Here is a 23,726-nt window from a genome sequence, read left to right on the forward strand (position 1 = left end):
ATTTGTACAGGGTAATCGTAATAGCCGACGACTTTACAGGCGCCAACGATAGTGGAGCCCAGCTTGTAAAGCACGGTTACCTTACAGTTACGGTAATGGATAAGGGCGATATACAAAGGTACGAAGGTGTGGCAGATGCACTGGTAATAGATACCGAAACCAGGAACATTCCTGCTCTGGATGCCTACGAAAAACTTAAAGAGGTTTCCAGGGCGGTAAAAGAGTATAAAGCGGCCATAGTGTATAAAAAGATTGATTCCACTTTAAGAGGCAATATCGGTATGGAGCTCAACGCTCTTAGAGAGGTTTTTAAGCCGGAACTCACCGTATTTGCTCCAGCCTTTCCTAAAAACGACCGTACCACGGAAGAAGGCATTCATTTTTTGAGGGGCATCCCGGTAGATAAAACTGAACTGGCCAGGGACCCGAGAGCTCCCATTACCACTTCAAATATAAGGGATTATCTGGAAAACGAGCTGCGTGTTAAAGTCAGGCATGTGACTTTAAAGGAAATACGGCGGAACCTGGAAGCAGTTCTGCTAAGAGAACTAAAAGATTGCGATACTTTTTCTTTCGATGCGGCGAGCGATGATGATCTAATAAAGATAGCAAGGGGTGTGTTGAATTTAAATAAAAGGACGATCTGGGTGGGTTCCGCCGGTTTAGCGGAAGCCCTGATAGATTGTCTTAAGGATAAATTAAGGATTGACCCGGTTTTAGTTATAGCAGGAAGTGTTAGCCGGGTCACCCGGATGCAGATTTATAAAGCTCTGGAAGATAGCAGCACTGAGCTGGTGAAAGTGGATGTAAAGAAGTCCCTGATCTCTCCCGTCCGGGAAATAGAACGAGTTCGGAGTTTGTGTTTGGAGTTTATGAGTTCTGGGAAAAATGTGGTTATTGCTTCGGCGCCCGATGAGGATTCCATAAAGGAGGCGCTGGAAGCTGGACGGCAAAAAGGGCTTTCCCCGCAAAATACCAGCGAAGCAATTTCCGAAGTCCTTGGAGATATCGCCCTTTCAATAGTCAGCCTGAAGAAACCGGCTGGCATGGTTTTAACGGGTGGGGATACGGCTTTTCATGTTGTTAAAAAACTTTCAGCTGGTGGGTGCAGGATAGATTCGGAAATTGAACCAGGACTACCGGAACTGCTGTTGATGGGAGGGCCCTTCCATGGGCTTAAGTTAATCACGAAAGCCGGAGCTTTCGGGAGCAGGGATTCCATATTAAACGCAATGCGATTTTTGAGAGGAGAAGGAAAATGAAACCTCTTGTGGCAATAACCATGGGAGATCCGGCGGGTGTAGGTGCGGAAATTAGCCTGAAAGCTGCAAGTTCCACCCAATTATCTGATATGGCAAGGATTTTAATTTTGGGCTCCGGGCCTGTACTGGAGTACTACAGGAAATTATTAAAAATATCGTTTCCGCTTAAGGAAATAAAAACGCCCGAACAGTATGAAGAGGGATATATAAACTTCATTTCGGTCAATAAATTATCTTTATCTGACTTCGAAGCAGGTAAAGTTTCCCCGGTTTGCGGGCGGGCTGCGTATGAATACCTGGAAGTGGGCGTTAAACTCGCATTGGAAGGCAAAATTTCGGCTATAGCTACTGCTCCGATTAATAAAGAGGCCCTTCATAAAGCGGGGCTGGATTATTCCGGTCATACGGAGATCCTGGCAAGGCTTACGGGAGCGGCGGATTACGCGATGATGCTGGTAAGCGGAACATTGAGGATAATCCATGTTTCCACCCATGTGGCTCTTAAAAAGGCCTGCGAATTAGTAAAAAAAGAAAGGGTATATAAAGTCATAAAACTGGCCGATAAAGCTGTAAAGGCTCTTGGTATACCGGCTCCCCGAATTGCCGTCGCCGGCCTTAACCCCCATGCGGGAGAAGGGGGTCTTTTCGGCCGTGAAGAACGGGAGGAAATAAGGCCTGGAATAGAAAAGGCCCGGGAAGAAGGCGTGCAGGTTTCTGGCCCGTTACCCCCGGACACCGTTTTTTTGAAGGCTTATAAAGGTCATTATGATGCAGTGGTGGCTATGTACCATGACCAGGGGCATATACCGGTAAAAATTCTGGGTTTTGAAACCGGTGTAAACATAACCGTTGGACTGCCCATCATTCGTACTTCGGTAGATCACGGCACGGCCTTTGACATCGCGGGCAGGGGAATTGCCGACGAGCGTAGCATGGTGGAAGCTGTTAAAATTGCAGTAAAATTAAATCAGGGTTGCAGGAAGGTAACTGTCACCGGCTGATTGGAAGCCCGGGTGTACGCAAAAAACAGGGGCACCTTGGCCCCTGTTTTTTAAATCCTTTTTGTTAATGCCCCAGAGACTGGAAGACGGGTGGTTTTTCCGTGAAGAATCTGGTTTTAAAAGCCGCATAAACGAAGCCGACGGCCAACCAGATCAGCCCCAGGATTTTGGCTTCGGACTGCAGGCTTATCCAGACGTAGAAAATGATGGCGAAGCCGCAGGCCGGCGCCACCAGGTATTTTAACAGGGAAGCGGCGTCCGTTTTCTTCTGCCTGATCACATAATGCACGAACACGGACAGGTGCAGGAACAAAAATCCGGTCAGGGCACCGAAATTCACCATGGAAGTCAGCTTGTCCATCTGGATGAGTGCACCCATCGTAATGGCCAGCACCGCAACCAGCAATGTGCTCATGTAAGGGGTCTGGTAGCGCGGGTGAACTTTGGCCAGGAAGCCGGGCATCATTTTGTCCCGGGCCATGCTGTACAGCAGGCGGGAAATAGCCGCCTGGGCCACCAATCCGTCACCGATACCCCAGGCAATGGCCGTGGCCAGGGCGCAGAGAAAGCGCAGCCAGTCACCGCCGGCCGCCTGGGCCACGGTATAAAAGGCCGTATCCAGATTATCGAACGCTTTGTGATCCGGTACAACCAGCCCTGCCAGGTAGTAGAACCTGGCATCCTTTTTTTATTTATGATTGATCCAGCCTGTTCTGTATCTCGCGTGCCGGAACAATGCTTTGGCCTGGAAACACGGCGGGTTTTCCGGCTCCGGCCAAGTTCGCATCCAGTCGGAAGATCCCGGCCCCGGGCATCCATACCCTCGAACCTGCCCTTGCTTTTCGCCACGCCAGGATTAGCCGGGCCGTTTGGCTCAGGTTACCCGCTGCAGGTTATTTTTAACAAGTTTTTTATGCTTGACAAAGAAAATGAATAGTCTTATTATAAACACAAACGAACAGAAATAATCACAAATAAAAGTTACAACGAATATAAATGATAAAGAAGGGTAGTATGCAGTTATGTTTGCCGAAGAAAGGAGACAAAAAATTCTGGAAATCATAGGAAGGGAGCAGGTTGTTAAAGTTTTGGATTTAAGCGCTTACTTTAATGTCTCCGAGGCCACCATTAGAAGAGATCTTCAGGAACTGGAAGAGGCTGGTTTCCTGAAGCGTACCCATGGAGGTGCCATAAGCAATCAAGCCGCTACCTTCGAACCCTCTTTGGCTGAGAAAGAGGATCAGTATCAGGCCGAGAAGATAGCTATTGCCGGAATTGCCGTACAGCTTGTTCAGGAAGGCGATACGGTTATGCTGGATGCGGGTTCAACTACTTTGCAGATTGCCCGTCAGTTGAAACAAAAGAGGAATATTACTATCGTAACCAATGCGGTTAACATTGCCTGGGAGCTGGCTGCGGGAAATGCTGAAGTCATTCTTCTTGGTGGAAACTTGCGTCGAAGGACACTCTCTCTTGTCGGCCCCATTACTGAAAATATTCTATCCGGTTTATATGTGGATAAACTTTTTCTGGCCACCAACGGTCTGGATTTAAAGAAAGGTTTAACTACACCCAATCTCGCAGAGGCACAAACGAAAAAAGCGATGCTCAATAGTGCCAAAGAGGTGATTCTGGTCGCCGACCATAGTAAGTTTGGCCGCGTATCTTTTAGCCATATTTGTAATTTAGACAGGATTAATTGTTTAATTACGGATAACGGTGCTCCTGCCGCTGTTTTAAACGCATTGAAAAAGCAAGGAATAAAGGTACTTGTTGCTGATGATTAGGAAGTAATTATTGCGGCAGGAAAGGGGTGAAGGTAGTAACAAGCATGATTGCTACGGTAACATTGAATCCCGCACTGGACAAAACAGTGATTGTCCCCCATTTTGCCGTCGGCAAAACCAACAGGGTTCAGGTCAAGTATGTGGATCCCGGCGGCAAAGGGATTAACGTGGCTAAAGTTTTAAAACAGCTTGGTTCTCCCGTAATAGCCACCGGCTTCTTGGCCGGAAACAATGGCCGTTACATTTCTGAGGCTCTGGCGTCCAGGGATATCCTTACCGACTTTGTTTATCTTACTGGCGAGACGCGTGTGAATCTCAAGATCATCGATCCGGTATCCGGGATGGAGACTGAGATTAATGAACCCGGCTTTTTAATTGCCGATGAGCACCTGAAGCAGTTTAAACAAAAAACAAGGGAACTGGCTGAGCGGTGTTCGGTAATGGTATTCTCTGGGAGCCTGCCGCCCGGTGTTCCCCCGGATACCTATGCAGCGCTCATCCGCATTGCTAAAGGTTGCGGTACCAAAACAATTCTAGACACCAGCGGGGAGGCCCTGGAGATCGGGCTGGGTGCGGGGCCTGACCTGATCAAACCAAACCGGGCTGAAGTGCAGGAACTGCTTCAAATCAGGGTTGAAAAGGAAAAGGATCTTATTGATGCTGCTCGCAGGTTGCTGGCAATGGGCACCGGTACAGTAGTCATCTCCCTGGGAGCTGCCGGGGCGCTGGCTGCCTCGGGAGATAGGATGATACGTGCACGGCCTCCTTCCATCAAAACCGGCAGCACTGTCGGTGCTGGTGATTCCATGGTGGCAGCCTTCGCCTATGCAATGATGAAAAACCTCTCGCTTGGTGAAGCATTGCGTCTGGCCACTGCCGCCAGTACAGCTACTGCCACAGTAGATGGAAGCGGGGTGGGAGACTTCCAACTGATCCAGGAATTCCTGCCACAGGTAGAGCTGGAAGAGTTGCATTAAGAACATTGGGCATGGGGGAATCATCCAGGCTGTAAACCGAAATGCATTTAGTTTCCGTAGGGGAAGCTATTAAAAACGCAGGTAGCTTGATAGACCAGGCATTACAGCAAAAGGATTCTGCCACTGTAACAGACATTATCCAGCTGGTACAGCAGGAAAAGTCCAAACGGAGTGCTGAGGCTGTCGGTTTCTACAAACACTTGATGACCGGTGTATCTTATATGATTCCTCTCGTTGTAGCCGGTGGTCTCATTATTGCCCTATCATTTATTTTCGGGATTGAAGCCTTTAAGCAAAAAGGTACCCTGGCGGCGAATTTAATGAACATAGGTGGCGGAGCTGCGTTTGCGCTGATGGTACCGGTCCTGGCCGGGTTTATTGCCTACTCCATTGCGGACCGGCCAGGGTTGGTACCCGGCCTGGTTGGTGGTATGCTGGCTTCACAAATGGGTGCCGGTTTCCTGGGCGGTATTGTAGCGGGCTTTCTGGCCGGGTACGTGGCAAGAGCGCTCAGGGACTATATTAAACTTCCGGCGGGAATGGAAGGGTTAAAGCCGGTTTTAATTATCCCTCTCTTCTCCACATTAATAGTCGGCCTGCTGCTGATTTACGTCATCGGTGTTCCTATTAAGGGTATTATGGACGGATTAAAAGTCTGGCTTACCGGTATGAGTAAAGGGAATGCTGTCATTCTGGGATTAATTTTGGGCGCCATGATGGCCTTTGATATGGGCGGTCCAGTTAATAAGGCAGCTTATACCTTTGCAGTGGGTCTTTTGGGAAGCAATATCTTTGAACCTCAAGCTGCTGTGATGGCTGCCGGTATGACTCCTCCCCTGGGGCTGGCTCTGGCCACTTTGCTGGCGCCCGGGAAATTTACCAGGGATGAAAAAGAGGCTGGAAAAGCCGCAGCGGTACTTGGTATCTCATTCATTACGGAGGGGGCCATACCCTTTGCTGCAGCTGATCCGTTCCGCGTTATACCATCTATTATGATCGGATCCGCGGTGGCAGGTGCCCTTTCCATGGCATTCGGTGCTACTTTGCGGGCACCACATGGGGGAATATTTGTGCTGGCCATTCCTAATGCGGTAGGCCACCTGGGGTTATACGTCCTTGCCATCGCCATCGGGACCGTGGTTACCGCTTTATTAGTATCTATCTTGAAGCCGAGCAAACAATAGCGGCGGGGACTCCGGCCTGGTTCCGGAGTCCCGGAATATTGGTTTTTTTAAAGATGGGGGTAAGATGGGATGGATGTTCGAAGTCTAATCACTCAACAGTTGATAACCCTTAGACTGCGTTCTGAAGAGAAAAAGGCGGCTATCGAAGAACTTTCCAGTATTCTTATGGAAAACGGTTATCTAACAGATCTGGAAACATATTTACAAGATGTTTTTAAAAGGGAAGATTTGAGTACTACTGGTATTGGTTTCGGGGTAGCCATTCCCCACGCCAAATCTACGGCGGTGAACAGGCCTGTGCTTGCTTTCGGTCGTTCAATGTCCGGAATTGAATGGAACAGCCTGGACGGCCGGCCCGTACACCTGGTCTTTTTAATTGCCGTACCGGCAGAAAGTGCTGAAAACGAGCATTTAAAAATCCTGTCCGCTCTTTCGCGGAAGCTGATACATGAAGATTTCCGCCGGAGCCTGCGGGAAGCACAGGACGAGTCGCAAATACTGGCTGCGTTGACCGGAATTTGATGAGGTATCCGGGAGGGCCACCTCTCTGCAGAAGAAGCTGTTGACCGGGCGGTTGCACTGCTTATCGAAAAGTTTCAGGCTTTAAAAGATACCTATCTGCGTGAAAGGGCAGCTGACATCAAAGATGTGGGCCAGCGCCTTCTGCGCAATTTAACCGAAGGATCTTCTGAGGAAAATCGAATGACAAAATCAGGTATTGTTTTTGCGCTTGATTTAACCCCTTCCGAAACCAGTCTCCTCGATTCGTCAAAGGTTTTGGGTCTTGTAACCGAAGAGGGGGGCAAGACTTCCCATACCGCCATTCTCGCCCGCGCTTTGAATATCCCTGCGGTGGTAGGCGTAAAGGGTGCTTTGGCCCGGGTGCGTGAGGGGGATACCGTAATTGTGGACGGGGAGAAGGGAGATGTGCTTGTTTGCCCGGATGAGCGTACCCTGGAGTTTTACCGGCATCGGCTGGAGGAGGAAAGAAAAATCCGAAAGATGCTGGCTGCCAGGAAAGACCTGCCGGCAATTACCCCGGATGGATTCCAGATAAAGGTTGTTGCCAACATCGGTGGTCCTGAAGAAGCTGGTACAGTCCTGTCTGCCGGTGCGGAAGGTGTCGGGCTTTTCCGGACGGAGTTCCTGTTTTTAAACCGGCATACATTGCCGTCGGAGGAAGAACAGTTTGAGGCCTATAAAAAGGTTTTAGCACAACTGGCGCCCCGCCAGGTCATTATCAGGACGCTGGATATCGGTGGAGATAAAGAGGTTCCCCTTTTAAAACTTTTCCGAGAACAAAATCCTTTTCTGGGTCTGCGTGCTATTCGCCTGTGTCTGCGGAATAAGGAGCTATTCTATACACAGCTTCGTGCTATCTTGCGGGCGAGCGGTTTCGGAAACCTGGCCATTATGTTGCCAATGGTTTCGGATATAGTTGAAGTGAAGCAGACTAAAGAGATTATCGGCCAGATCAAGAAAGAGCTGGCAGCCAGGGGGGAAAAAATAGCGGAGGAGATCCCCTTGGGGATTATGGTGGAAACCCCTGCTGCTGCAATAATGGCAGGTTTTAATATTTTAAAAAGTTGGCCAGGACATCAAGTATATCTATCGTCCGGACAACCCCCACGACCTTGCGCTCCTTGTTAAGAACGGGGCCGAATCGTTGTTTTTAACGCCCGGCGCTGGATGAAGAAAAGGCGAAAATTTCACAAAGATTGGCGAGACTTTTGCTTTAAGAACTTTAAGAACAACAAATAATAACCTCTCCGGCAGGCCAACCTACTGCCGGGAGGTGTTTTTATGATCAAAACGCGCAATCTTTACAACAGGGGAAAAGTTCGCGGGAGCCTTAGTCTATACTTCCCGCCTCCTTTTAAGGTGTCCGGACTAACGACCCAGAATTTTCCCGAGAAGCTCAGCAACACGATCCTGGGTAAAGCAAGAAACCCGGAAAAACCGTAAACCTTTTTGTCGCTCCATGCAGGATTCTGTTGTTCGCGTTGAGAATAATTATGTTCTGTGTCATTTGATAGAGCCGCCTTATTCTGGTTAACATAATCCTGGTTTATACTGGAGTACAATCTGAACATCTACTTACTGGAGATGGTAGTTCTCCCATGGCCATTCTTAGCGAATTTTTGGGAGTAACGCTGGGGGTGGTCCTTACCGCCCTTGGGCTGGATCTCTTCCTGGTGCCAAATAAGATTGCCGCCGGGGGAGTAAGTGGCCTGGCTACAGTCTTCCACTACCTCACCGGTGCCCCCGTGGGGATGACCATGCTGGCGTTAAACGTCCCCCTTTTTGCCATGGGCATTTACCGGCTGGGTCTGAAATTTGGCTTTCGCTCTCTTTACGGCACCATCAGCCTGTCCCTGGTGGTGGACGCGCTGGCTCCCCATCTCCCCGTGCCCACCCACGATCCCCTGCTGGCCAGCATCTTCGGCGGGGTGCTCACCGGCCTGGGGCTGGGTCTGGTTTTTCGCTACCGGGGCACCACCGGCGGCACCGACCTGGCCGCCGCTATTTTGCGCACCTACACCGGCGCCAACGTGGGCCAGCTCCTTTTCCTGGTGGACGGCATGGTAGTGCTCATTGCGGGGTTTACCTTTAACTCCTGGGAGCTGGCCATGTACGCCCTGATCACCATTTTTGTTACCGCCTGGCTCATCGACCTGGTGCAGGAGGGGATCAGCTATACCAAGGCCTTCTTCATCATTTCCCAAAAGGCGGATGAAATTGCGGCCGCGGTGCTGCAGGAGCTCAACCGCGGCGCCACTGCTTTGAAGGGGCGGGGCATGTATACCGGCATGGAGCGGGACGTCCTGCTGGTGGTGGTGAACCGCTCCGAGGTGACCCGTTTAAAGGATCTGATCTACAAGGTGGACCGGGAGGCCTTTGTCATCCTGGCCGACGTGCACGAAGTGCTGGGAGAAGGATTTAAACAGTGGCGGGAATCATGATTTCATTAACATAAAAATTTTTCGTCCAGGGAGTGTTCAAGATGGATGGGGAAAAAATCAAAAGGCTGGAAGAGAAGGCCCGGGAAATCCGCCGGCACATAATCCGCATGACCGGCGCTGCCGGTTCGGGCCATCCCGGAGGGTCTTTGTCCAGTGCCGATATTGTAACTGCCCTCTACTTCGAGGTAATGCGCATTGATCCCAAAAATCCCCGCTGGCCCGACCGGGACCGCTTTGTCCTTTCCAAGGGGCATGCCGCGCCGGTGCTCTATGCGGCCCTGGCAGAAAGGGGTTTTTTCCCGGTGGAGGATCTCCTCACCCTGCGCCGCCTGGGCAGCCCCCTTCAGGGGCATCCGGACATGAAGAAATTGCCGGGGGTGGAGATGTCCACCGGCTCACTGGGCCAGGGGTTGGCCTGTGCTAACGGGATGGCCCTGGCGGCCAGGCTGGACGGCCGGGACTACCGCGTTTACGTTCTTTTAGGTGATGGGGAGATTCAGGAAGGCATGGTTTGGGAGGCGGCCATGGCGGCGGCCCACTACCGGCTGGACAACGTGACCGCCTTTTTGGACCATAATGGCCTGCAAATTGACGGGCCCGTTGCGAAGGTGATGTCCGTGGAGCCGGTGGCCGAGAAATGGCGCGCCTTTGGCTGGGACGTGCAGGTGATTGACGGCCACAACATGGAAGAAATTCTCCAGGCGGTGGAAAAGGCCCGGGCCGTGCGGGGCAAACCCCAGATGATTGTGGCCGAAACGGTGAAGGGCAAGGGGGTATCCTTTATGGAGAACATGGTGGAATGGCACGGCGTGGCCCCCAAACCCGATGAAGTGGAACGGGCCCTGGCTGAGCTGGCTTAAAAAGGGGGTATTGATCTATGAGAAAGATTGCCACCCGGGATGCCTACGGTGAGGCTCTGGTGGAGTTGGGGCGGGAAAACCCCGACGTGGTGGTGCTGGACGCGGACCTGGCCAAGTCCACCAAAACCATTGAGTTCGCAAAGCACTTCCCGGAACGCTTTTTCGATATGGGCATAGCCGAACAAAACATGATTGGAACGGCCGCCGGCCTGGCCGCCGCCGGAAAAATTCCCTTTTGCAGCACCTTTGCCATCTTTGCCACCGGCCGGGCCTTTGAGATAATTCGCAACAGCGTGGCCTACTCGCGGCTCAACGTCAAGATTGCCGCCAGTCACGCCGGCATTACGGTAGGGGAGGACGGCGGCTCCCACCAGTCGGTGGAGGACATCGCCCTGATGCGGTCCCTGCCCAACATAACCGTGCTCGTCCCCGCCGATGCGGTGGAAACCCGGGCGGCGGTGCGGGCGGCGGTGCAAATCCAGGGCCCGGTTTACATCCGCCTGGGGCGTCCGGGTGTGCCCGTGCTGCACGGGGACGATTTTCATTTCGAGCCCGGCCGGGCGGTAACCATGCGGGGAGGCAATGACGCCACCATTATTGCCACCGGGATTATGGTGGCCACCGCCCTGGAAGCCGCCGGCCTGCTGGAGCAGGAGGGCATAGGGGTACGGGTGGTCAACATGCATACCATCAAGCCGCTGGATGAGGAGGCGGTGATTGCGGCCGCCCGCGAGACGGGGGTCATCGTTACCGCCGAGGAGCATTCCGTCATCGGCGGCCTGGGCGGGGCGGTGGCGGAAGCCGTCTGTGCCCGCCATCCCGTGCCCGTCTACCGGGTGGGCGTCCCCGATGTTTTTGGCGAATCGGGCAAGCCCGGGGAGTTGCTGGAAAAATACGGTCTCACTGCTGCGCACCTGGCGGACAAAGTGCGGGAGGCAGTAACAAAGAAAGTTGGGAGGTAAAATATTGCAATTTATACAACCCCTCTCTTTCCGGGAGGGGTTGTCTGCTTTTTTCTGGTTTTTTAAGAGGATTTCTGGAGAGCCTGTCGAAGTGTATACGAAAAAGCTGAAGTATCCCCAATTTTTTTTAAAGCCCCTGCTTTGGTTTCGGTAGCGAGCGACTTGAGCCGAGCGTTATTATGGGGAGGATGCGGCGCTGTCAGCGCGTGACAACGCGGCACCATAGCGGGATCACTAAATTTACCTGAAAAAGCTTGTGCAACATGGTTTTCGACGTAACTGAGGTGGGATAATGATCCGTTTTTACGGTGTGACTAAAATCTACCCCAACGGGGTTAAGGCCCTGGATAATGTGAACCTGCATATTAGAAAGGGTGAGTTCCTCTTTCTTGTAGGCCCCAGCGGAGCGGGCAAGTCTACCCTGACCAAGCTGATTTTCCGGGAAGAACTGCCCACCCGGGGGCAGGTCCTGTTTAACGGCAAGAACGTGGCCCGCCTGCGGTCACGGGAGGTACCCTACCTGCGCCGCAAGATAGGGATGGTGTTTCAGGATTTCCGTTTGCTACCCCAAAAAACGGTTTTTGAGAACGTAGCCTTTGCCCTGGAGGTAACTGGAGCCTCCTACCGGGAGATCAAAAGGCGGGTCCCGGAAGTGCTCAAACTGGTGGGTCTGGAGGGTAAGGCCAACGTGCTGCCCGCGCAGCTTTCCGGAGGGGAACAGCAACGGGTGGGTATTGCCCGGGCCATTGTGAACAACCCCGTACTGCTCATTGCCGATGAGCCTACTGGCAACCTGGATCCGGAAACTGCCTGGGAACTGATGGAGCTGTTTCAAAAAATCAATAACGCCGGAACCACCATCCTGATGGTTACCCACGCCCGGGATATTGTGGATGCCATGAAAAAACGGGTGGTGGCTCTGGAATCCGGGCGCATTGTGCGGGACGAGGAAGGCGGGGGGTACCGCAATGAGGATTAGAACCCTCGTTTACTATTTCCGGGAGGCCTTTTTGTCCATCTTCCGGAACAGCTGGCTGTCCCTGGCCGCGGTGGGCACGGTGACCATATCCCTGCTTATTTTGGGTTGTTCCCTGCTGCTGGTGGTGAACACAAACCAGCTTGCGGATCACCTGGAATCCAGTTTGGAGATCAGCGCTTTTCTAAAGGACGGCCTCAAAGACGAGGAAATCCAGGAGTTAAACGATAAAATCCGCTTCCTCCCTGGCGTGGTACAGGTGCAGTTTATTTCCAAAGAAGAGGCTCTGGAGGAAATGCGCCGTAGCTTCAGCCCGCGTAAAGAGATTTTGGACGGCCTGGAGGAGGATAATCCCCTGCCCGACACCTTTCGGATCAAAACCCGGCGGGCAGATCAGGTAGTGGAAGTGGCCCAAAAGGTTGCCTCCATGGACGGGGTGGAGGATGTGCGCTACGGCCAGGGCGTGGTGGAGAGGCTGGTGGTGGTAACGCACTGGGTGCGGGTGGCCGGAATAGGAGCCATGATCCTGGTAGGTGCGGCGGCGGTGTTCTTAATTTCCACCACCATTCGCCTGTCGGTGTTTGCCCGCCGGCGGGAAATCGGGATTATGAAGTACCTGGGGGCCACCAACTGGTTTGTGCGATTTCCCTTTTTAATTGAGGGGATGGTCCTGGGACTGCTGGGGTCTTTGCTGGCGGCCGTTCTGGTTTACACCGGGTATTTGTCGCTGGTGGAACATTTGGCCCGGGCTATGCCCTTCATCCCCCTGGTTTCCGACGGACAGGTCCTGTTCAGCCTGCTGGGGGGCCTGGTGGGGCTGGGGCTGTTTATCGGTGCCCTGGGCAGCGCCATATCCATTCACCGGTTTTTAAATGTTTAGTTTTTTGGGGGGGAGATGGTTTGAAAGGTCTTACCGGCAGGATCGTGGCCCTGGGGCTGGTTCTGGCCCTGTCCGGGGCCGGAATGGGCATGGCCCAGGGGGCCAGTTTGCAGGAAAAGCTCCAGGAGACCAGGCAGAAGCTCTTCCAGGAACAACAAAAGGTCCGGGAGTCAAAACAGGCGGTGCGCGGCTATGCCGACCAGGTGGCCGATTCGGAGCGGGCCATCGTAGCTACGGAACAGCGCATCCGGGAGCTGGATGAAAACCTGCAGGTGGCCCTGCGTGAGGTAAACCGTGCCCGGCAGGAATTGGCCGAAGCCGAAGCAAAGCTGGAGGAGAGCCGCCGGGTGATGAAACAGCGCCTGCGGGAAATATACCAGTGGGGAGAGATTGATTACCTGGAAGTTCTGCTGGCCGCCCGGGATTTCAGCGACTTTATCAACCGTTACGAGCTATTAAAACGGGTGGTGGCCCGGGATGCGGCCATAGTGGACGATTTTACGGCCCGGCGCCAGGAAGTGGCCGAAAAGAAGGCCCGGCTGGAGGAGCGGCGGGACCGCATAATAGCTTTGATGCGGCAGCAGCAGGCCGCCCGGCAGCAGCTGGTGGAGCAGCAAAGGCAACAAAAGGTGTTGCTGGCCCAGGCGCAATACGAATTGAGCCGGCATGAGGAAGAGGCGGAAAGGTTAAAGGCCCAGGAGCAGGAAATTTTGCGGCAGATCGCCCTGGAAAGGGCCCGCAGCCACCCCTCGGCGCCCCGGGGCAGCGGTGTGATGACCTGGCCGGTACCCGGTTACTCGTCCATTTCCTCGGGGTTTGGCTCCCGCCGCCACCCCATTCTGGGTTATGTGCGCATGCATAATGGCATTGATATCCCGGCTCCCACGGGTACGCCGGTGGTGGCCGCCCAGGAAGGAACGGTCATTTACGTCGGCTACATGAGCGGCTACGGCAATATGGTCATGCTCGATCACGGCGGTGGCATAACCACCCTTTACGCCCACCTTTCGGCCCAGCTGGTTTCTGTCGGCCAGGAGGTGGACAAGGGGCAAACCATTGCCCGGGTGGGCAGCACGGGAATGTCCACCGGTCCCCACCTGCACTTTACCGTCATGGTCAACGGTTCGCCGGTGGATCCCATGGGTTATTTGTAACTGTGATCCCTGCCGCGATTCCGGATGTCCCGGAGCCGCGGTTTATTATTTTTTCCGGGTTGGCTCCCTTCCGGTTCATTTGTCCGGCAACTGTTGTAATTACCCCGGCGTTGTTGTAGTATAATACGTGTGTACAGGAAAGATAAGGCAGGTGGGTGTGAAGGTGGGCATGACAAATTATCACCGGACGGGAAGCAGATGGATCCGCTGGCTGGCTGCCTTAAGCGTCGTGGTTTTTTTAATTATCGCGGCTTTTGGAGGCATGCTGGCCAGTAACTATAAGCACCTGGGGACCCTGCTGGAGGTTATTCACCTGGTCCGCACAAGGTACCTGGAACCGGTGAGCGCCACTACGCTTGTTGACGGGGCCATTCGCGGCCTGGTCAAGTCGTTGAACGATCCCTATTCGGTTTACCTGGACCCCGGGGAATATGCCCGCTTGCAGGAGCAGATCCGGGGTAGCTTTGGCGGCCTGGGCATTTTGGTGGGCATTAAGGATGAATACCTGACGGTGGTACGGTCCTACCCGGATACGCCGGCCCAGCGGGCGGGGATCAAACAGGGAGATGTGATCACCCGCATCGACGGCCGGGATGCCCGGGGGATGGACCTGGATACGGCCGTGAGCATGATGCGGGGGGCAGTGGGCACGGAGGTCAAATTGACCATCGCCCGCAAGGGAGTGCCTCAACCCTGGGATGTAAAGCTGGTCCGGGAGGAGATTAGCGTACCTACCGTGGAGGGCAGAATGATATCGGGCAAAGGGATCGGTTATATTTCCCTGACCCAGTTTACCGAAAAAACGCCGGAAGAACTGGAGGCCACCATTTCCCGTTTGAAAAAAGAAGGAATGCGGGCAGTTCTCCTGGATTTGCGCAACAATCCGGGGGGTGAGCTGCGTTCGGCAGTAAAGGTGGCCAGCTACTTTATCCCCAGGGGGCCGGTGGTTTACATCCAGTACCGTTCGGGCCGGGAGGAAACATATGCCTCCGAAGGCAAAAACCTCAACCTGCCTCTGGTAGTGCTCATTAACCGGGCCAGTGCCAGTGCCGCAGAGATTCTGGCCGGGGCCGTTAAAGACACCAGAGCAGGTATCCTGGTGGGGGAAAAAACCTTCGGCAAGGGCATTGTGCAAACGGTGTTTGACCTGGACAACGGTGCCGGTCTGAAACTAACCACGGCCCGTTACCTGACTCCCTCGCGCCATGACATCCATAAAAAAGGGATTACACCGGACGTGGTGGTGGAACAGGAGCCCCAGGCGGAAGTGGATCTGCAGCTGGAACGGGCCATTGAAATTCTGGAAAGCGAGATGGCCAGGGCCGCCTGACGTGGAAAGAGTGGTGAAAAAATGTTCCCCTTTAGCCAGATATTACCGGCCATTATTGCCACCCTGGCCACTGTGTTTTTCGACCCCCTGTTCTGGGTGGTGGTGCTGCTGGTGGCCCTGCAGTACCGGCGCATGGCTGCCACCAGGAGGGAATTTTTTGGCCTGCCGGGCATTGGCGGGGTGTGGCGTGACACTCTGACCGCTACGGGGTACGGTCTTCTGGGCGGCTTTCTGGGCAGTTTCCTCATGGTGCTTATCGGGCTTTCCCTTACAGGCTCCGGGCTGATTTATCTCTGGCCGGTGGCCATTTTATTAATGCTGATCAATGCACGTTTTCTCTGTTTTGCCTATGCCGGGGGGGTGCTATCGCTCAGCAACCTCCTTTTCGGCTTTCCGGAAATACACATCGCCCAGGTGCTGGCCCTGGTGGCTGTTTTACACCTGGTGGAAAGCGCGCTGATTCTGGCCGGCGGTCACCTGGGAGCCGTGCCGGTTTACTTTAAATCGCCCGCAGGGCAGGTGATCGGTGGGTTTACTTTACAGCGTTTCTGGCCCATTCCCATTGTTGCCCTGGCTGTGGTCGGCCCGGCAACGGTACAGCAGGGGGTGGCCATGCCGGACTGGTGGCCCCTGCTCAAACCGGGAGTAAGCGGTGATGCGACCGATCTGGTTTATACCCTCATCCCGGTGGTGGCCGGGTTGGGTTACGGGGACCTGGCCATTTCCCGCAGTCCGGGAGAGAAGAGCCGCCTTTCGGCCCTTTTTCTGGGCGCCTATAGCCTCTGCCTGCTTCTCCTGGCGGTACTTTCCCAATATGTTCGTGGTCTGGCTTTTCTGGCCGCACTCTTTTCCCCCCTGGGTCACGAAATGGTCATCTATATCGGCAAAAAAGTGGAATTTTTGCGGCGCCCCCTCTTTGTGCCTCCACCCCGTGGGGTGGGAGTGCTGGACGTCGTTCCCGACAGCCCGGCCTGGCGCGCGGGTGTTCGATCGGGGGATGTGGTGTTGTTCCTGAACCAGTGCCCGGTAAATTCCCGCCCCGAGCTGGAGATGGTTCTGGCTAACCTTTGGGGTCCGGTGGAGGTGCAGTTCCTGCACGGGCCGGAGCAGGCTTTTCACCGGGAGGTGGCCTTCCGGGCCCCGGGCCGGCCCTTCGGTTTTGTACCTGTACCCGACGGCAGTGAGGAAGCAGTAATGGACCTCTCCACCGCCGGTCCCCTGGGGCGCTGGTGGCAGGACTTCTGGCGGCGCATCAGGCGTTAATCTTTCTGCAGTTCTGCCCTCGAAACCGGATATAATTTGCCGTTGACACATGCCGGAAGCCGGGGCTATAATCGTTTATGAAAAGGTGGTGTGGCGTATGTGTGAAGCAAACGCTTACCTGCGTAAGGACGGTAAAGAAGAACTCTTTTTAGAAAATGTGGACCGGGTGATCCCCCACGAGGACGGGATTTTGCTGGAGGACATCTTCGGGCGGCGCAAAATAGTGAAGGCCAGAATTGTGGAGCTGGCTCTGGTGGATCACCGCATCATTTTAGAAAAAGAAGAATAAACGGCATGACACAAAGGCTTAAAGTGAAAGGGGCAGTGAAACCTGCCCCTTTTCCTTAGAGTGTGCACTGGCGGGGTGAGATAGTTGTTCTGGTTGCAGGAGAACCTGTTCGGCGATCCCGAATGGGACCTCTCCGGGATAAACGATATGGCCGCCCTGGAGGAAAAGGTCAAAACATGCAACCGCTGCGGCCTGCGGGCGGGCTGCCAGGGAGTGGTTTTTGGCGAGGGCAACCCCGCGGCCAAGGTGGTGCTCTGCGGTGAAGGGCCGGGGGCTGACGAAGATCGTTTGGGCCGGCCCTTTGTGGGTAAAGCCGGCCAGCTGCTGGACAAGATTCTGGAGGCCTGCGGCTTCGGGCGTTTTGAGCATGTTTACATACTGAACACCGTGAAATGCCGGCCTCCCGGCAACCGGATACCCACCGAGGAGGAACGGGCGGCCTGCCGTCCCAACCTGGAGGCCCAGCTGCGCATTTTACAGCCGCGGATCATGGTCCTGCTGGGAGCCACCGCCCTGCAGGCCATCCTGGATCCCCGGGGGCGCATTACCCGGGACCGGGGGCGCTGGGTGGAAAAAAACGGAGTGTGGATCATGCCCACCTACCACCCGGCGGCCTTACTGCGCAACCCCAACTTGAAAAGGGATACGTGGGAAGATTTTAAGCAGGTGGTGGCCAGGTACCGGGAGCTGATCGACCCCAACCACTACTCTCCCCATTGTTAAAAACGCCACGGGGGACAAGGGTTATCCCGGAGAGTCGCTTATATTTCTGACAGGTCCCGGCAGGTCCGGGGGCCAGGCGGTAACTCCCATGCGCCGGGCCTGGAGCAAAAGCGCGATAAACCTGCGCTCCGCGGTATTAATCTTGAAAATTACATAATCAACCATTTCATTGTCCACCAGGTGAAATTCCCTTAAGGCTTCCTGCCAGTCCCGGCGGGCCTCGTCAATGATTTCCACCAGGGTTAGCATCCGGCGCTGGCAAAACGATCCCATCCATCTTAAAAAGCTCCTGAGCAGTGATTTCCAGAGAGCCAGCAGTTTATTCAAAGGGGACCACCTCCCATAACCTATGGTTATGAGCCTTTTGCCCCCTGTAGAAGGGCTTATTTTGTTGAACGCAAAAAACCCGAATTATATTTCCGGTAGCACGTAAGCATAATACGCTTTAAGGATGCATTCCATGCGAGGCAATTTCGGGTTCAAATGTTGTAACGTATTAGAACTTTCACTGCAGGGGGGGGGTTAAGAATGAGGGGCCGGTGCGCCGGGTGGAAGAGGGCCGGGCTGCCTGTTTTCCTGGCCGCATTACTAATGTTATCCGGATGTCCTGGGCGGGGTGAAGAGCAGCAAATAACCCCCCAGTTGCGGATTGCCGTCAGCCTGGCCGATATGCAGCGGGACGGCAACCAGATCATCAAGCAGGTGATAAACCGGCGCAGCCGTGAGGAAAAGGTGGAAATCACCTGGCTGGATGCCAAAAACGATCCCGCGCAGCAGGAAAAACAGCTGCGGCAGCTTGCCGGACAGCGGATTAAAGCCGTGGTGCTCCAGGCGGTGGATCCGGCGAGTGCCCCCCGTCTTGTGCAGCAGCTCGTACAGAATAATATAAAGGTGGTGGCCCTGGAAACCCTACCCGCCAATACACCGGTGGATGCCTACGTGGCCTCAGATCACGCCAGGGCGGGAGAGCTGCAGGCACAGTTCATTAACGAGGCCCTGCGGCAGGCCGCCGGTATGCCTGCCGGGGCGGGCGCTTCCCCCGGCGGTCAGGGCGGCCAGACCGGCGGGCAGGGCCAGAGCCAGGCGGGCGGCCAGAGTGGTCAGGCCGGCGGCGGTCAGTCGACCATGCCCGGCATGCAGCTGCCTTCCAGGCGCCCCCTCAACGTAATGATCCTGGCCGGCGATCCCCGGGATAACGCCGCCCGGGAAATTGTGGCTGCGGCCCGGAAAGCGCTGGAGGGCAACCCCCAGGTACGGGTGGTGGAAGAGGCCCAGCAGCCGGGAAACCAGCCGGCTCTGGCCTCCCTTGCCGTGCAGCAGACCCTGACCAGGTTCAATAATAAAATTGATGTGATTCTGGCCAGTGACAGCCGGCTGGCCATGGCCGCGGTGGAGGTCCTGCAGGCCGCGGGCTTAAACAGCCGCGTGCTTACAGTGGGGGTGGGGGCCGATAGGGAGGTTTCCCGGACCCTCCTGGCCGGGGAGCATGATGCGGAAGTGGATACCAGGCCCGATTTGCTGGGGCAGTACGCCCTGGACGCGGCGGTAGGCCTGTCCAAAACGGGACACTGGCAGTACGATACCCGGGTGACCAGTGGCGACTATAGCATTCCGGCCCGCATTGTACCCGTGCGGTTAATTCAGTCCGCCAACGCCTATTTGCTGCAGGAGCGCTGGGGAAGGGAAATAGTCCAGGAGCAGGGCGGCGGCCAGGGCCAGGGCGAAAGGCAAACTGGAGGGAGCGACCAGGGAAGCGGTTCCTCCGATCAAGCCGGCCAGCAGAGCGGGCAGGCCGGTGGGGGGGAACAAAAGCCCCGGACTACTTTGCGCATTACCACCCGCGAGGGAAAAACGGTGGAGGTGCAGATCCAGGGCGAAGTGGAGCGCATTGAAAGTGTGGAGGGCGGCAGGGCCGGCCTCCAGCAGCAAATGCCCATGCAGGCCGGGGGCGCCGGTGGCGGCGGTCCCGGCGGAGGAGGCGCCGGCGGCGGTGGCGGCGGTGGTGGTACGTAAGTATATGCGGGGTTTCCCGCGGCGCTCAACGGCATGTTTGCGGCTGGAGAAGTCATCCAGGAACGTGACGCTCAAACAGTGTAAACAACCATATCAACACTTTAAAGACCTTCTATGTCAATAGGTTTATCAAAAAATTTTAGGCAGTACAAATGTTCGTGGCCTTTAAAAAGGACGGGCTTCGCCCGCTCCGCCCGGCGAGGGCCAGATTAAAATCCAGCCCTCGCCGGCGGCTAAAGAACATTGATAACCGAATATTTAACATTATGCTGCCCGACTAAGATGCCTGGCGCGGGCTGCTATAAACGTGGCTTCATCGTAGCAAGTACGGTTTTTCCACATGGCAAAGATTATTCGTACCCAGATATTTGCCAATGCCCGCAAAGCCTCATGGTGGGTTTTGCCCTGGCTTCTCTTGGTGTCGTAATATTCCCGTGCCCAGGAAACCTGCCTGATGCTCTGGAAGGCGAACAGGTGCAGAGCTCGTCGGAAAGGTTTTACGCAGGATCTGCGCTGCCTGGCAAAGCGGTACTTGCCGCTTTGAAAGAGAACCGGCTAGGTACCCGCTAAAGCCTGGACCACGGCCGCATTTTCGTAACGTTCCCGGTCGTCCCCCCACTCCGCCAGCAGTCTTGGCGCAAGCCGCCCGGCTGCCCCTGGCAGGCTAGCGAAGATCCTGCTGTCGGAGTGCTGCTGAAAAAGGCGGTTTATCTCCTCGTCGTAAGCAGCGATTTGGTCCTGGACTAATTCCAGCTGTCTCACCAGGGCGAGCATTAAGCGGCCTTTTGCCCGCACGGTGGGAGCGCTGGCCTGAAGCTGCGGCTCCTGCGCCTTCTGCCAGATGGAGATGGCCGTTTGATTGGGCCGGGGGTGCTTATGCTTTTTCAGAAAAGCTGCTATCTCCGGAACGGTAGCTTCTTTTACCAGTTCCGGGATGGGATAGCGCTTGTAAAAACTCCAGAGCTACCGGCAGGGTTGGCTTCGAGAAGAATGCCAGGGCTACCGGGTAATACTCCTTCAGGCAAGCAATGAGCTTATTGGTCAGCCGGGTGGATTCCTGGATAAAGCTGTCCTGGTCCCGGGTGAGCATCTTTAGTTCCGCGATTAGTTCCGCATCTGGCTTTAGCCTCTTCAACTGCGCCAGATCGGAGCGGCCGATGTTGGCCAGCAGCCGGGCATCGATGGGGTCGCTCTTTGCCCCGGAGGGCTTTCGCCGGTAATCCACAATCTTCGGATTTTGAGCGGGTAAACCGGAAAGCCGGCTTCCAGCAGAAACTGCACCAGAAGACCGTTTTTGGTTTCGAGCAGGCAGGCGAAGTTTTCCGGTTCGGGATCGATGCTCACTTTCCTTTAATAATTCCATGCCTTTCCTGTTGTGAGGGATGGTGAAATACTTAAGCTCTTGACCCTTTTCATTGAGCACAGCTACGTCATGATGCAGGTCAGACCAGTCAATTCCTACGAAGTACATGCCGAGGACCTCCGGTATAGAGATTGGTTGCAGACTGGCAGTGGGCCTTATCTAACGTGGTGCTCGAAGCACAACCCTTCTATGAACCGCAGTCTGCAAATTTGATCCGGGAAAGGTAGCTCTTTTTTAAGCAGTCGAACTGCCAGGAGGTGAAATCCTTTTCCCGGAAACCTTTGGCTATATTTTTGGCTAGCTTAGGCTAGCTTTCCTGCTATCTAATTTGAGTTTAACAGATAAGGAGGTGTATAGCAGCTGCTAACAGGCCAACAATTGTTGACAAAACATAATAAAATAGCTACCATAAACTTATGGAACTTTTAACCATCAGCAAAGCGGCTAAAAAGTTGGGTGTCCACCCAAACAGCCTGCGCAACTGGGAAAAGCGCCCTTTTCGGCCCGGTTGTACGGCGCCGGGGGCGGCAAAAAAATCAGGCAGGGGTTTCGGGAACTGATCGCGGGGGTGACGCGAGATGAGGAAGCCGAAAATTAAGAAAACGGTTAACCCGGAAAACGGTATAAAATACACCGTCTGTGGCGAGTTTTTCCCAGAGGTCTACCCTGCCTTTCGCTTCCAGAAGTGGGGCCGGGGCGACGAAGGCCCTCTGGCCACCGAGATGCGCCTTTTTTGCTCGTGCGAGCGCTGGGCCTTCAACCGGCTGCAGGAAGGCCGTTCCCGTGAAGAGCTCAAAAAAGAAGGCCAGAAGTTATTTGGCATAAACTCCCGTTTTTGTGACGATGCCATATTGAAGGCAAAGGCCATTATTGAATCACAGAGGGAACTGCTGGCGCTGGAAATCGAAGAAACCGGAACGAAACTGGCCCGGGCAATGAAAAAACTCAACCGGGCGGAAAAAGACCTGGATAAAACTGTTGAAGCAAACGACCCGGTAAAAATCGAAAAAGCCGAACGCACCGTGCACGGCCGCAAAGCGCGGGTTAAGAAACTGAGTGATAAGCTGGATGAGTTGAAAACCCATCAAAATAACGGCACCATACCCACAGTAATCTTCGGCGGTCGTTCTTTGTGGAAGCGGGTTTGCAAGGGTAGAGTCACAAAAGAAGAATGGCGAAACGCCCGGCAGAACCGGTTGTACGCCCGGGGAGACGAAACCAAGGGCGGCAACCCGAACATCAAAATAAGCTATCGCAACGGAGAATTTGCTTTGTCCGTGACTGTCTCCCACCTGTCCGAGCAGACAGGCACAGACAGCAGAGGCAGGCCGGTAATGACGAAGGCACCCCGGGTAACAGGAAAGCTCTGGCTGCCGGAAAAGCACCGGCTCAAGGTGTGGGAGTTGCTTCTTTCCGGCACTCCCTATAACATCGAGTTAATCAGAAGCCGGGACGGCCGGTACAGGGTGCACATTACCTTCACCATAGCAGCACCTGAACCGGTGACCAATCCCAACCGGGGCTACCTGGGCATGGACACCAACCCGGACGGTGTAGCTTTGGCCAACGTCAATTATTTCGGCCAACCCGAACCCTGGCCGGAAGGATTCGCTGTTCCTTACCCGAAGGCACTGCACAAATTTGCCGGGGAATTCCAGATGACAGTACACCCGAACGGTTTTCTCTACATCAAAGTACCGGAACTTGCTTACAGCCGTGGATACCGGCGCACCTACCTGATAGGCGTGCTGGCCAAAGTGGTGGTGGACATCGCAAAAGCCTTGGGCAAACCCATCGCATTAGAGGAGCTGGACTTAGGCAAGGACCGGCTGGACACGGACAGGAAATTCAACCGCATGGCGGCCAACTTCCCGTTCAAGAAGATAATCGAGGCCGTCACGCGCAGGGCATTCAAGGAAGGTATCGTCGTAAAACCGGTTAGGCCGGCGCACACGTCAACCATCGGCTATTACAAGTACATGGAGCGGTATGGAGTAATCATTCACCACGCTGCCGCATTAACTATCGCCCGGCGGGCGATAGGTTTCAAGGAACGCATTACCGGTGAACTGAAGCAGAAAATCCAGGCTGTCAAAGAGAAGCTGAACCGAAAGGTCAATGCCTTACCTGGGGAAGGAAAAGGGATGACCCGAAAGGTGAAGCGGCTCTTCAACCGGCTGGACGAAAAGATTCCCGTATATAACGGTTTGGACCGTTTCAAGCAGGAATCGTTTTATTCCGTCTGGCACGACTTGAAGCAGCTTGCTTTGCTGAGCAGGTGACCCCGTTTAGCCGGTGTCGGACAAACCGGTAGGCCGTATCTAACAGATCGCGGGAGGCAGTGTTTTCCGCGAAATAGTCAACATTGATGAAGGCGCAAGCTGGAAGTGCCTATTTCGCGCAGTTCTCCCGTCCGGGTGGGACTCCCGGGGCCGAGGTCTCCCTGTCGCTATAGCCTGCTCCCAAGGGTAGGCAAATCCAATCCAGAAAGGAGCGAAAGCCTGGTCATGGGGAGGCCGGGTTCACAAAAACCAACAGCTTGTTGGGTATTGTGAGCTTTTTTGAACCAGGTTTGACATATGAGCGTAACCACCGGTGTACTGGTTGACTGGACGTACGAACAAAAATGCCAGAAAGCGGTGCAAGCCCTGGGCAGAAAAGGGTTCACCGCCATTTACTGCAAAACAAAACAGGAGGCAGTCGATTATATCTTGAAGGAAGCGGCGAGCTGACACCATC

Annotated in this window: 24 protein-coding genes; 20 read left to right on the top strand and 4 right to left on the bottom strand. The window is 54.6% G+C overall.

All coding sequences use genetic code 11. The features are described from left to right. Positions 1-2 precede the first annotated feature (2 nt). Positions 3-1,262, top strand: coding sequence for a four-carbon acid sugar kinase family protein (locus D7024_RS01610; protein ID WP_121450260.1), 1,260 nt, complete (start codon positions 3-5; stop codon positions 1,260-1,262). Beyond that, complete coding sequence (pdxA, locus tag D7024_RS01615) at positions 1,259-2,263, top strand: 4-hydroxythreonine-4-phosphate dehydrogenase PdxA (protein ID WP_121450261.1); 1,005 nt, start codon at positions 1,259-1,261, stop codon at positions 2,261-2,263. The genes D7024_RS01610 and pdxA overlap by 4 nt, the downstream gene beginning before the upstream one ends. A gap of 64 nt (positions 2,264-2,327) precedes the next feature. Here the strand turns inward: pdxA and D7024_RS01620 are convergent, their stop codons facing one another. Continuing rightward, a complete protein-coding gene (locus D7024_RS01620; protein WP_243113655.1) occupies positions 2,328-2,864 on the bottom strand; it encodes an APC family permease in 537 nt (178 codons plus the stop codon). Between the two features lie 421 nt (positions 2,865-3,285). On the opposite strand from D7024_RS01620, the gene D7024_RS01630 reads away from it, so the two are divergent. From D7024_RS01630 to D7024_RS01700, 15 genes are all read left to right on the top strand, one after another. Further along, positions 3,286-4,050: a DeoR/GlpR family DNA-binding transcription regulator gene (locus D7024_RS01630; protein ID WP_121450263.1), complete on the top strand. Its 765-nt coding sequence runs from the start codon at positions 3,286-3,288 to the stop codon at positions 4,048-4,050. A 26-nt stretch (positions 4,051-4,076) separates the two neighbouring features. Continuing rightward, the gene (gene pfkB / locus D7024_RS01635; protein ID WP_165859236.1) at positions 4,077-5,027 is read left to right on the top strand and encodes a 1-phosphofructokinase; all 951 of its coding nucleotides are present in this window, start codon (positions 4,077-4,079) and stop codon (positions 5,025-5,027) included. A 41-nt stretch (positions 5,028-5,068) separates the two neighbouring features. Continuing rightward, positions 5,069-6,211, top strand: a complete 1,143-nt coding sequence (locus tag D7024_RS01640) for a PTS fructose transporter subunit IIC (protein ID WP_207666872.1) — start codon at positions 5,069-5,071, stop codon at positions 6,209-6,211. A gap of 69 nt (positions 6,212-6,280) precedes the next feature. Beyond that, complete coding sequence (locus D7024_RS01645) at positions 6,281-6,733, top strand: PTS sugar transporter subunit IIA (RefSeq protein ID WP_121450265.1); 453 nt, start codon at positions 6,281-6,283, stop codon at positions 6,731-6,733. 6 nt (positions 6,734-6,739) lie between these two features. Beyond that, positions 6,740-7,861 carry a phosphoenolpyruvate--protein phosphotransferase gene (ptsP, locus tag D7024_RS14675; RefSeq protein WP_165859383.1) on the top strand — a complete coding sequence of 374 codons (1,122 nt, stop codon included), beginning with the start codon at positions 6,740-6,742 and terminating at the stop codon, positions 7,859-7,861. Positions 7,862-8,331: 470 nt separating this feature from the next. Beyond that, on the top strand, positions 8,332-9,174 hold the full coding sequence (locus tag D7024_RS01655) for a YitT family protein (protein ID WP_121450266.1): 843 nt from the start codon (positions 8,332-8,334) through the stop codon (positions 9,172-9,174). Positions 9,175-9,215: 41 nt separating this feature from the next. Continuing rightward, positions 9,216-10,034, top strand: a complete 819-nt coding sequence (locus D7024_RS01660; RefSeq protein ID WP_121450267.1) for a transketolase — start codon at positions 9,216-9,218, stop codon at positions 10,032-10,034. 17 nt (positions 10,035-10,051) lie between these two features. Then, the gene (locus D7024_RS01665) at positions 10,052-10,996 is read left to right on the top strand and encodes a transketolase family protein (RefSeq protein WP_121450268.1); all 945 of its coding nucleotides are present in this window, start codon (positions 10,052-10,054) and stop codon (positions 10,994-10,996) included. A gap of 292 nt (positions 10,997-11,288) precedes the next feature. Further along, positions 11,289-11,975: a cell division ATP-binding protein FtsE gene (gene ftsE, locus D7024_RS01670; RefSeq protein ID WP_121450269.1), complete on the top strand. Its 687-nt coding sequence runs from the start codon at positions 11,289-11,291 to the stop codon at positions 11,973-11,975. After that, on the top strand, positions 11,965-12,852 hold the full coding sequence (gene ftsX, locus D7024_RS01675; protein ID WP_121450270.1) for a permease-like cell division protein FtsX: 888 nt from the start codon (positions 11,965-11,967) through the stop codon (positions 12,850-12,852). Before ftsE ends, ftsX begins: the two co-directional genes overlap by 11 nt. 20 nt (positions 12,853-12,872) lie before the next feature. After that, complete coding sequence (locus D7024_RS01680; RefSeq protein WP_121450271.1) at positions 12,873-14,006, top strand: murein hydrolase activator EnvC family protein; 1,134 nt, start codon at positions 12,873-12,875, stop codon at positions 14,004-14,006. A gap of 169 nt (positions 14,007-14,175) precedes the next feature. Continuing rightward, on the top strand, positions 14,176-15,336 hold the full coding sequence (locus D7024_RS01685) for a S41 family peptidase (RefSeq protein ID WP_121452409.1): 1,161 nt from the start codon (positions 14,176-14,178) through the stop codon (positions 15,334-15,336). Positions 15,337-15,357: 21 nt separating this feature from the next. After that, positions 15,358-16,599, top strand: a complete 1,242-nt coding sequence (locus D7024_RS01690) for a PDZ domain-containing protein (protein ID WP_121450272.1) — start codon at positions 15,358-15,360, stop codon at positions 16,597-16,599. A gap of 97 nt (positions 16,600-16,696) precedes the next feature. Then, positions 16,697-16,888: a CooT family nickel-binding protein gene (locus D7024_RS01695; protein ID WP_121450273.1), complete on the top strand. Its 192-nt coding sequence runs from the start codon at positions 16,697-16,699 to the stop codon at positions 16,886-16,888. A gap of 84 nt (positions 16,889-16,972) precedes the next feature. Continuing rightward, a complete protein-coding gene (locus D7024_RS01700) occupies positions 16,973-17,611 on the top strand; it encodes a uracil-DNA glycosylase (protein WP_207666873.1) in 639 nt (212 codons plus the stop codon). Positions 17,612-17,632: 21 nt separating this feature from the next. Here the strand turns inward: D7024_RS01700 and D7024_RS01705 are convergent, their stop codons facing one another. Continuing rightward, positions 17,633-17,938 carry a DUF2508 family protein gene (locus D7024_RS01705; RefSeq protein ID WP_121450274.1) on the bottom strand — a complete coding sequence of 102 codons (306 nt, stop codon included), beginning with the start codon at positions 17,936-17,938 and terminating at the stop codon, positions 17,633-17,635. A gap of 201 nt (positions 17,939-18,139) precedes the next feature. On the opposite strand from D7024_RS01705, the gene D7024_RS01710 reads away from it, so the two are divergent. After that, complete coding sequence (locus tag D7024_RS01710) at positions 18,140-19,624, top strand: sugar ABC transporter substrate-binding protein (RefSeq protein ID WP_121450275.1); 1,485 nt, start codon at positions 18,140-18,142, stop codon at positions 19,622-19,624. Positions 19,625-20,179: 555 nt separating this feature from the next. On the opposite strand, the gene D7024_RS01715 is transcribed toward D7024_RS01710, so the two are convergent. Both D7024_RS01715 and D7024_RS01720 read right to left on the bottom strand, forming a co-directional pair. Further along, complete coding sequence (locus D7024_RS01715; RefSeq protein ID WP_121450276.1) at positions 20,180-20,398, bottom strand: transposase; 219 nt, start codon at positions 20,396-20,398, stop codon at positions 20,180-20,182. Positions 20,399-20,498: 100 nt separating this feature from the next. Next, entirely contained in the window at positions 20,499-21,095 is a 597-nt protein-coding gene (locus tag D7024_RS01720; RefSeq protein WP_121450277.1) for an IS110 family transposase, read from the bottom strand. A 470-nt stretch (positions 21,096-21,565) separates the two neighbouring features. Here D7024_RS01720 and D7024_RS01730 point away from each other — a divergent pair, with 470 nt between their 5' ends. Next, positions 21,566-23,269, top strand: coding sequence for an IS200/IS605 family accessory protein TnpB-related protein (locus D7024_RS01730; RefSeq protein WP_121450278.1), 1,704 nt, complete (start codon positions 21,566-21,568; stop codon positions 23,267-23,269). A gap of 297 nt (positions 23,270-23,566) precedes the next feature. Then, entirely contained in the window at positions 23,567-23,719 is a 153-nt protein-coding gene (locus D7024_RS15050) for a lactate utilization protein (protein ID WP_243113656.1), read from the top strand. The last annotated feature ends 7 nt before the right edge of the window (positions 23,720-23,726 follow it).

It is taken from the genome of Desulfofundulus salinus (assembly GCF_003627965.1).
GTDB lineage: Bacteria > Bacillota > Desulfotomaculia > Desulfotomaculales > Desulfovirgulaceae > Desulfofundulus > Desulfofundulus salinus.

Coding starts and splice junctions, on each gene's coding strand:
- pdxA (WP_121450261.1), top strand. CDS start 1,259: ATGAAACCTCTTGTGGCAATAACCATGGGAGATCCGGCGGGTGTAGGT.
- D7024_RS01630 (WP_121450263.1), top strand. CDS start 3,286: ATGTTTGCCGAAGAAAGGAGACAAAAAATTCTGGAAATCATAGGAAGG.
- D7024_RS01640 (WP_207666872.1), top strand. CDS start 5,069: ATGCATTTAGTTTCCGTAGGGGAAGCTATTAAAAACGCAGGTAGCTTG.
- D7024_RS01645 (WP_121450265.1), top strand. CDS start 6,281: ATGGATGTTCGAAGTCTAATCACTCAACAGTTGATAACCCTTAGACTG.
- D7024_RS01655 (WP_121450266.1), top strand. CDS start 8,332: ATGGCCATTCTTAGCGAATTTTTGGGAGTAACGCTGGGGGTGGTCCTT.
- D7024_RS01660 (WP_121450267.1), top strand. CDS start 9,216: ATGGATGGGGAAAAAATCAAAAGGCTGGAAGAGAAGGCCCGGGAAATC.
- D7024_RS01665 (WP_121450268.1), top strand. CDS start 10,052: ATGAGAAAGATTGCCACCCGGGATGCCTACGGTGAGGCTCTGGTGGAG.
- ftsE (WP_121450269.1), top strand. CDS start 11,289: ATGATCCGTTTTTACGGTGTGACTAAAATCTACCCCAACGGGGTTAAG.
- ftsX (WP_121450270.1), top strand. CDS start 11,965: ATGAGGATTAGAACCCTCGTTTACTATTTCCGGGAGGCCTTTTTGTCC.
- D7024_RS01685 (WP_121452409.1), top strand. CDS start 14,176: ATGACAAATTATCACCGGACGGGAAGCAGATGGATCCGCTGGCTGGCT.
- D7024_RS01690 (WP_121450272.1), top strand. CDS start 15,358: ATGTTCCCCTTTAGCCAGATATTACCGGCCATTATTGCCACCCTGGCC.
- D7024_RS01695 (WP_121450273.1), top strand. CDS start 16,697: ATGTGTGAAGCAAACGCTTACCTGCGTAAGGACGGTAAAGAAGAACTC.
- D7024_RS01710 (WP_121450275.1), top strand. CDS start 18,140: ATGAGGGGCCGGTGCGCCGGGTGGAAGAGGGCCGGGCTGCCTGTTTTC.
- D7024_RS01715 (WP_121450276.1), bottom strand. CDS start 20,398: ATGCTCGCCCTGGTGAGACAGCTGGAATTAGTCCAGGACCAAATCGCT.
- D7024_RS01720 (WP_121450277.1), bottom strand. CDS start 21,095: ATGTACTTCGTAGGAATTGACTGGTCTGACCTGCATCATGACGTAGCT.
- D7024_RS01730 (WP_121450278.1), top strand. CDS start 21,566: ATGAGGAAGCCGAAAATTAAGAAAACGGTTAACCCGGAAAACGGTATA.
- D7024_RS15050 (WP_243113656.1), top strand. CDS start 23,567: ATGAGCGTAACCACCGGTGTACTGGTTGACTGGACGTACGAACAAAAA.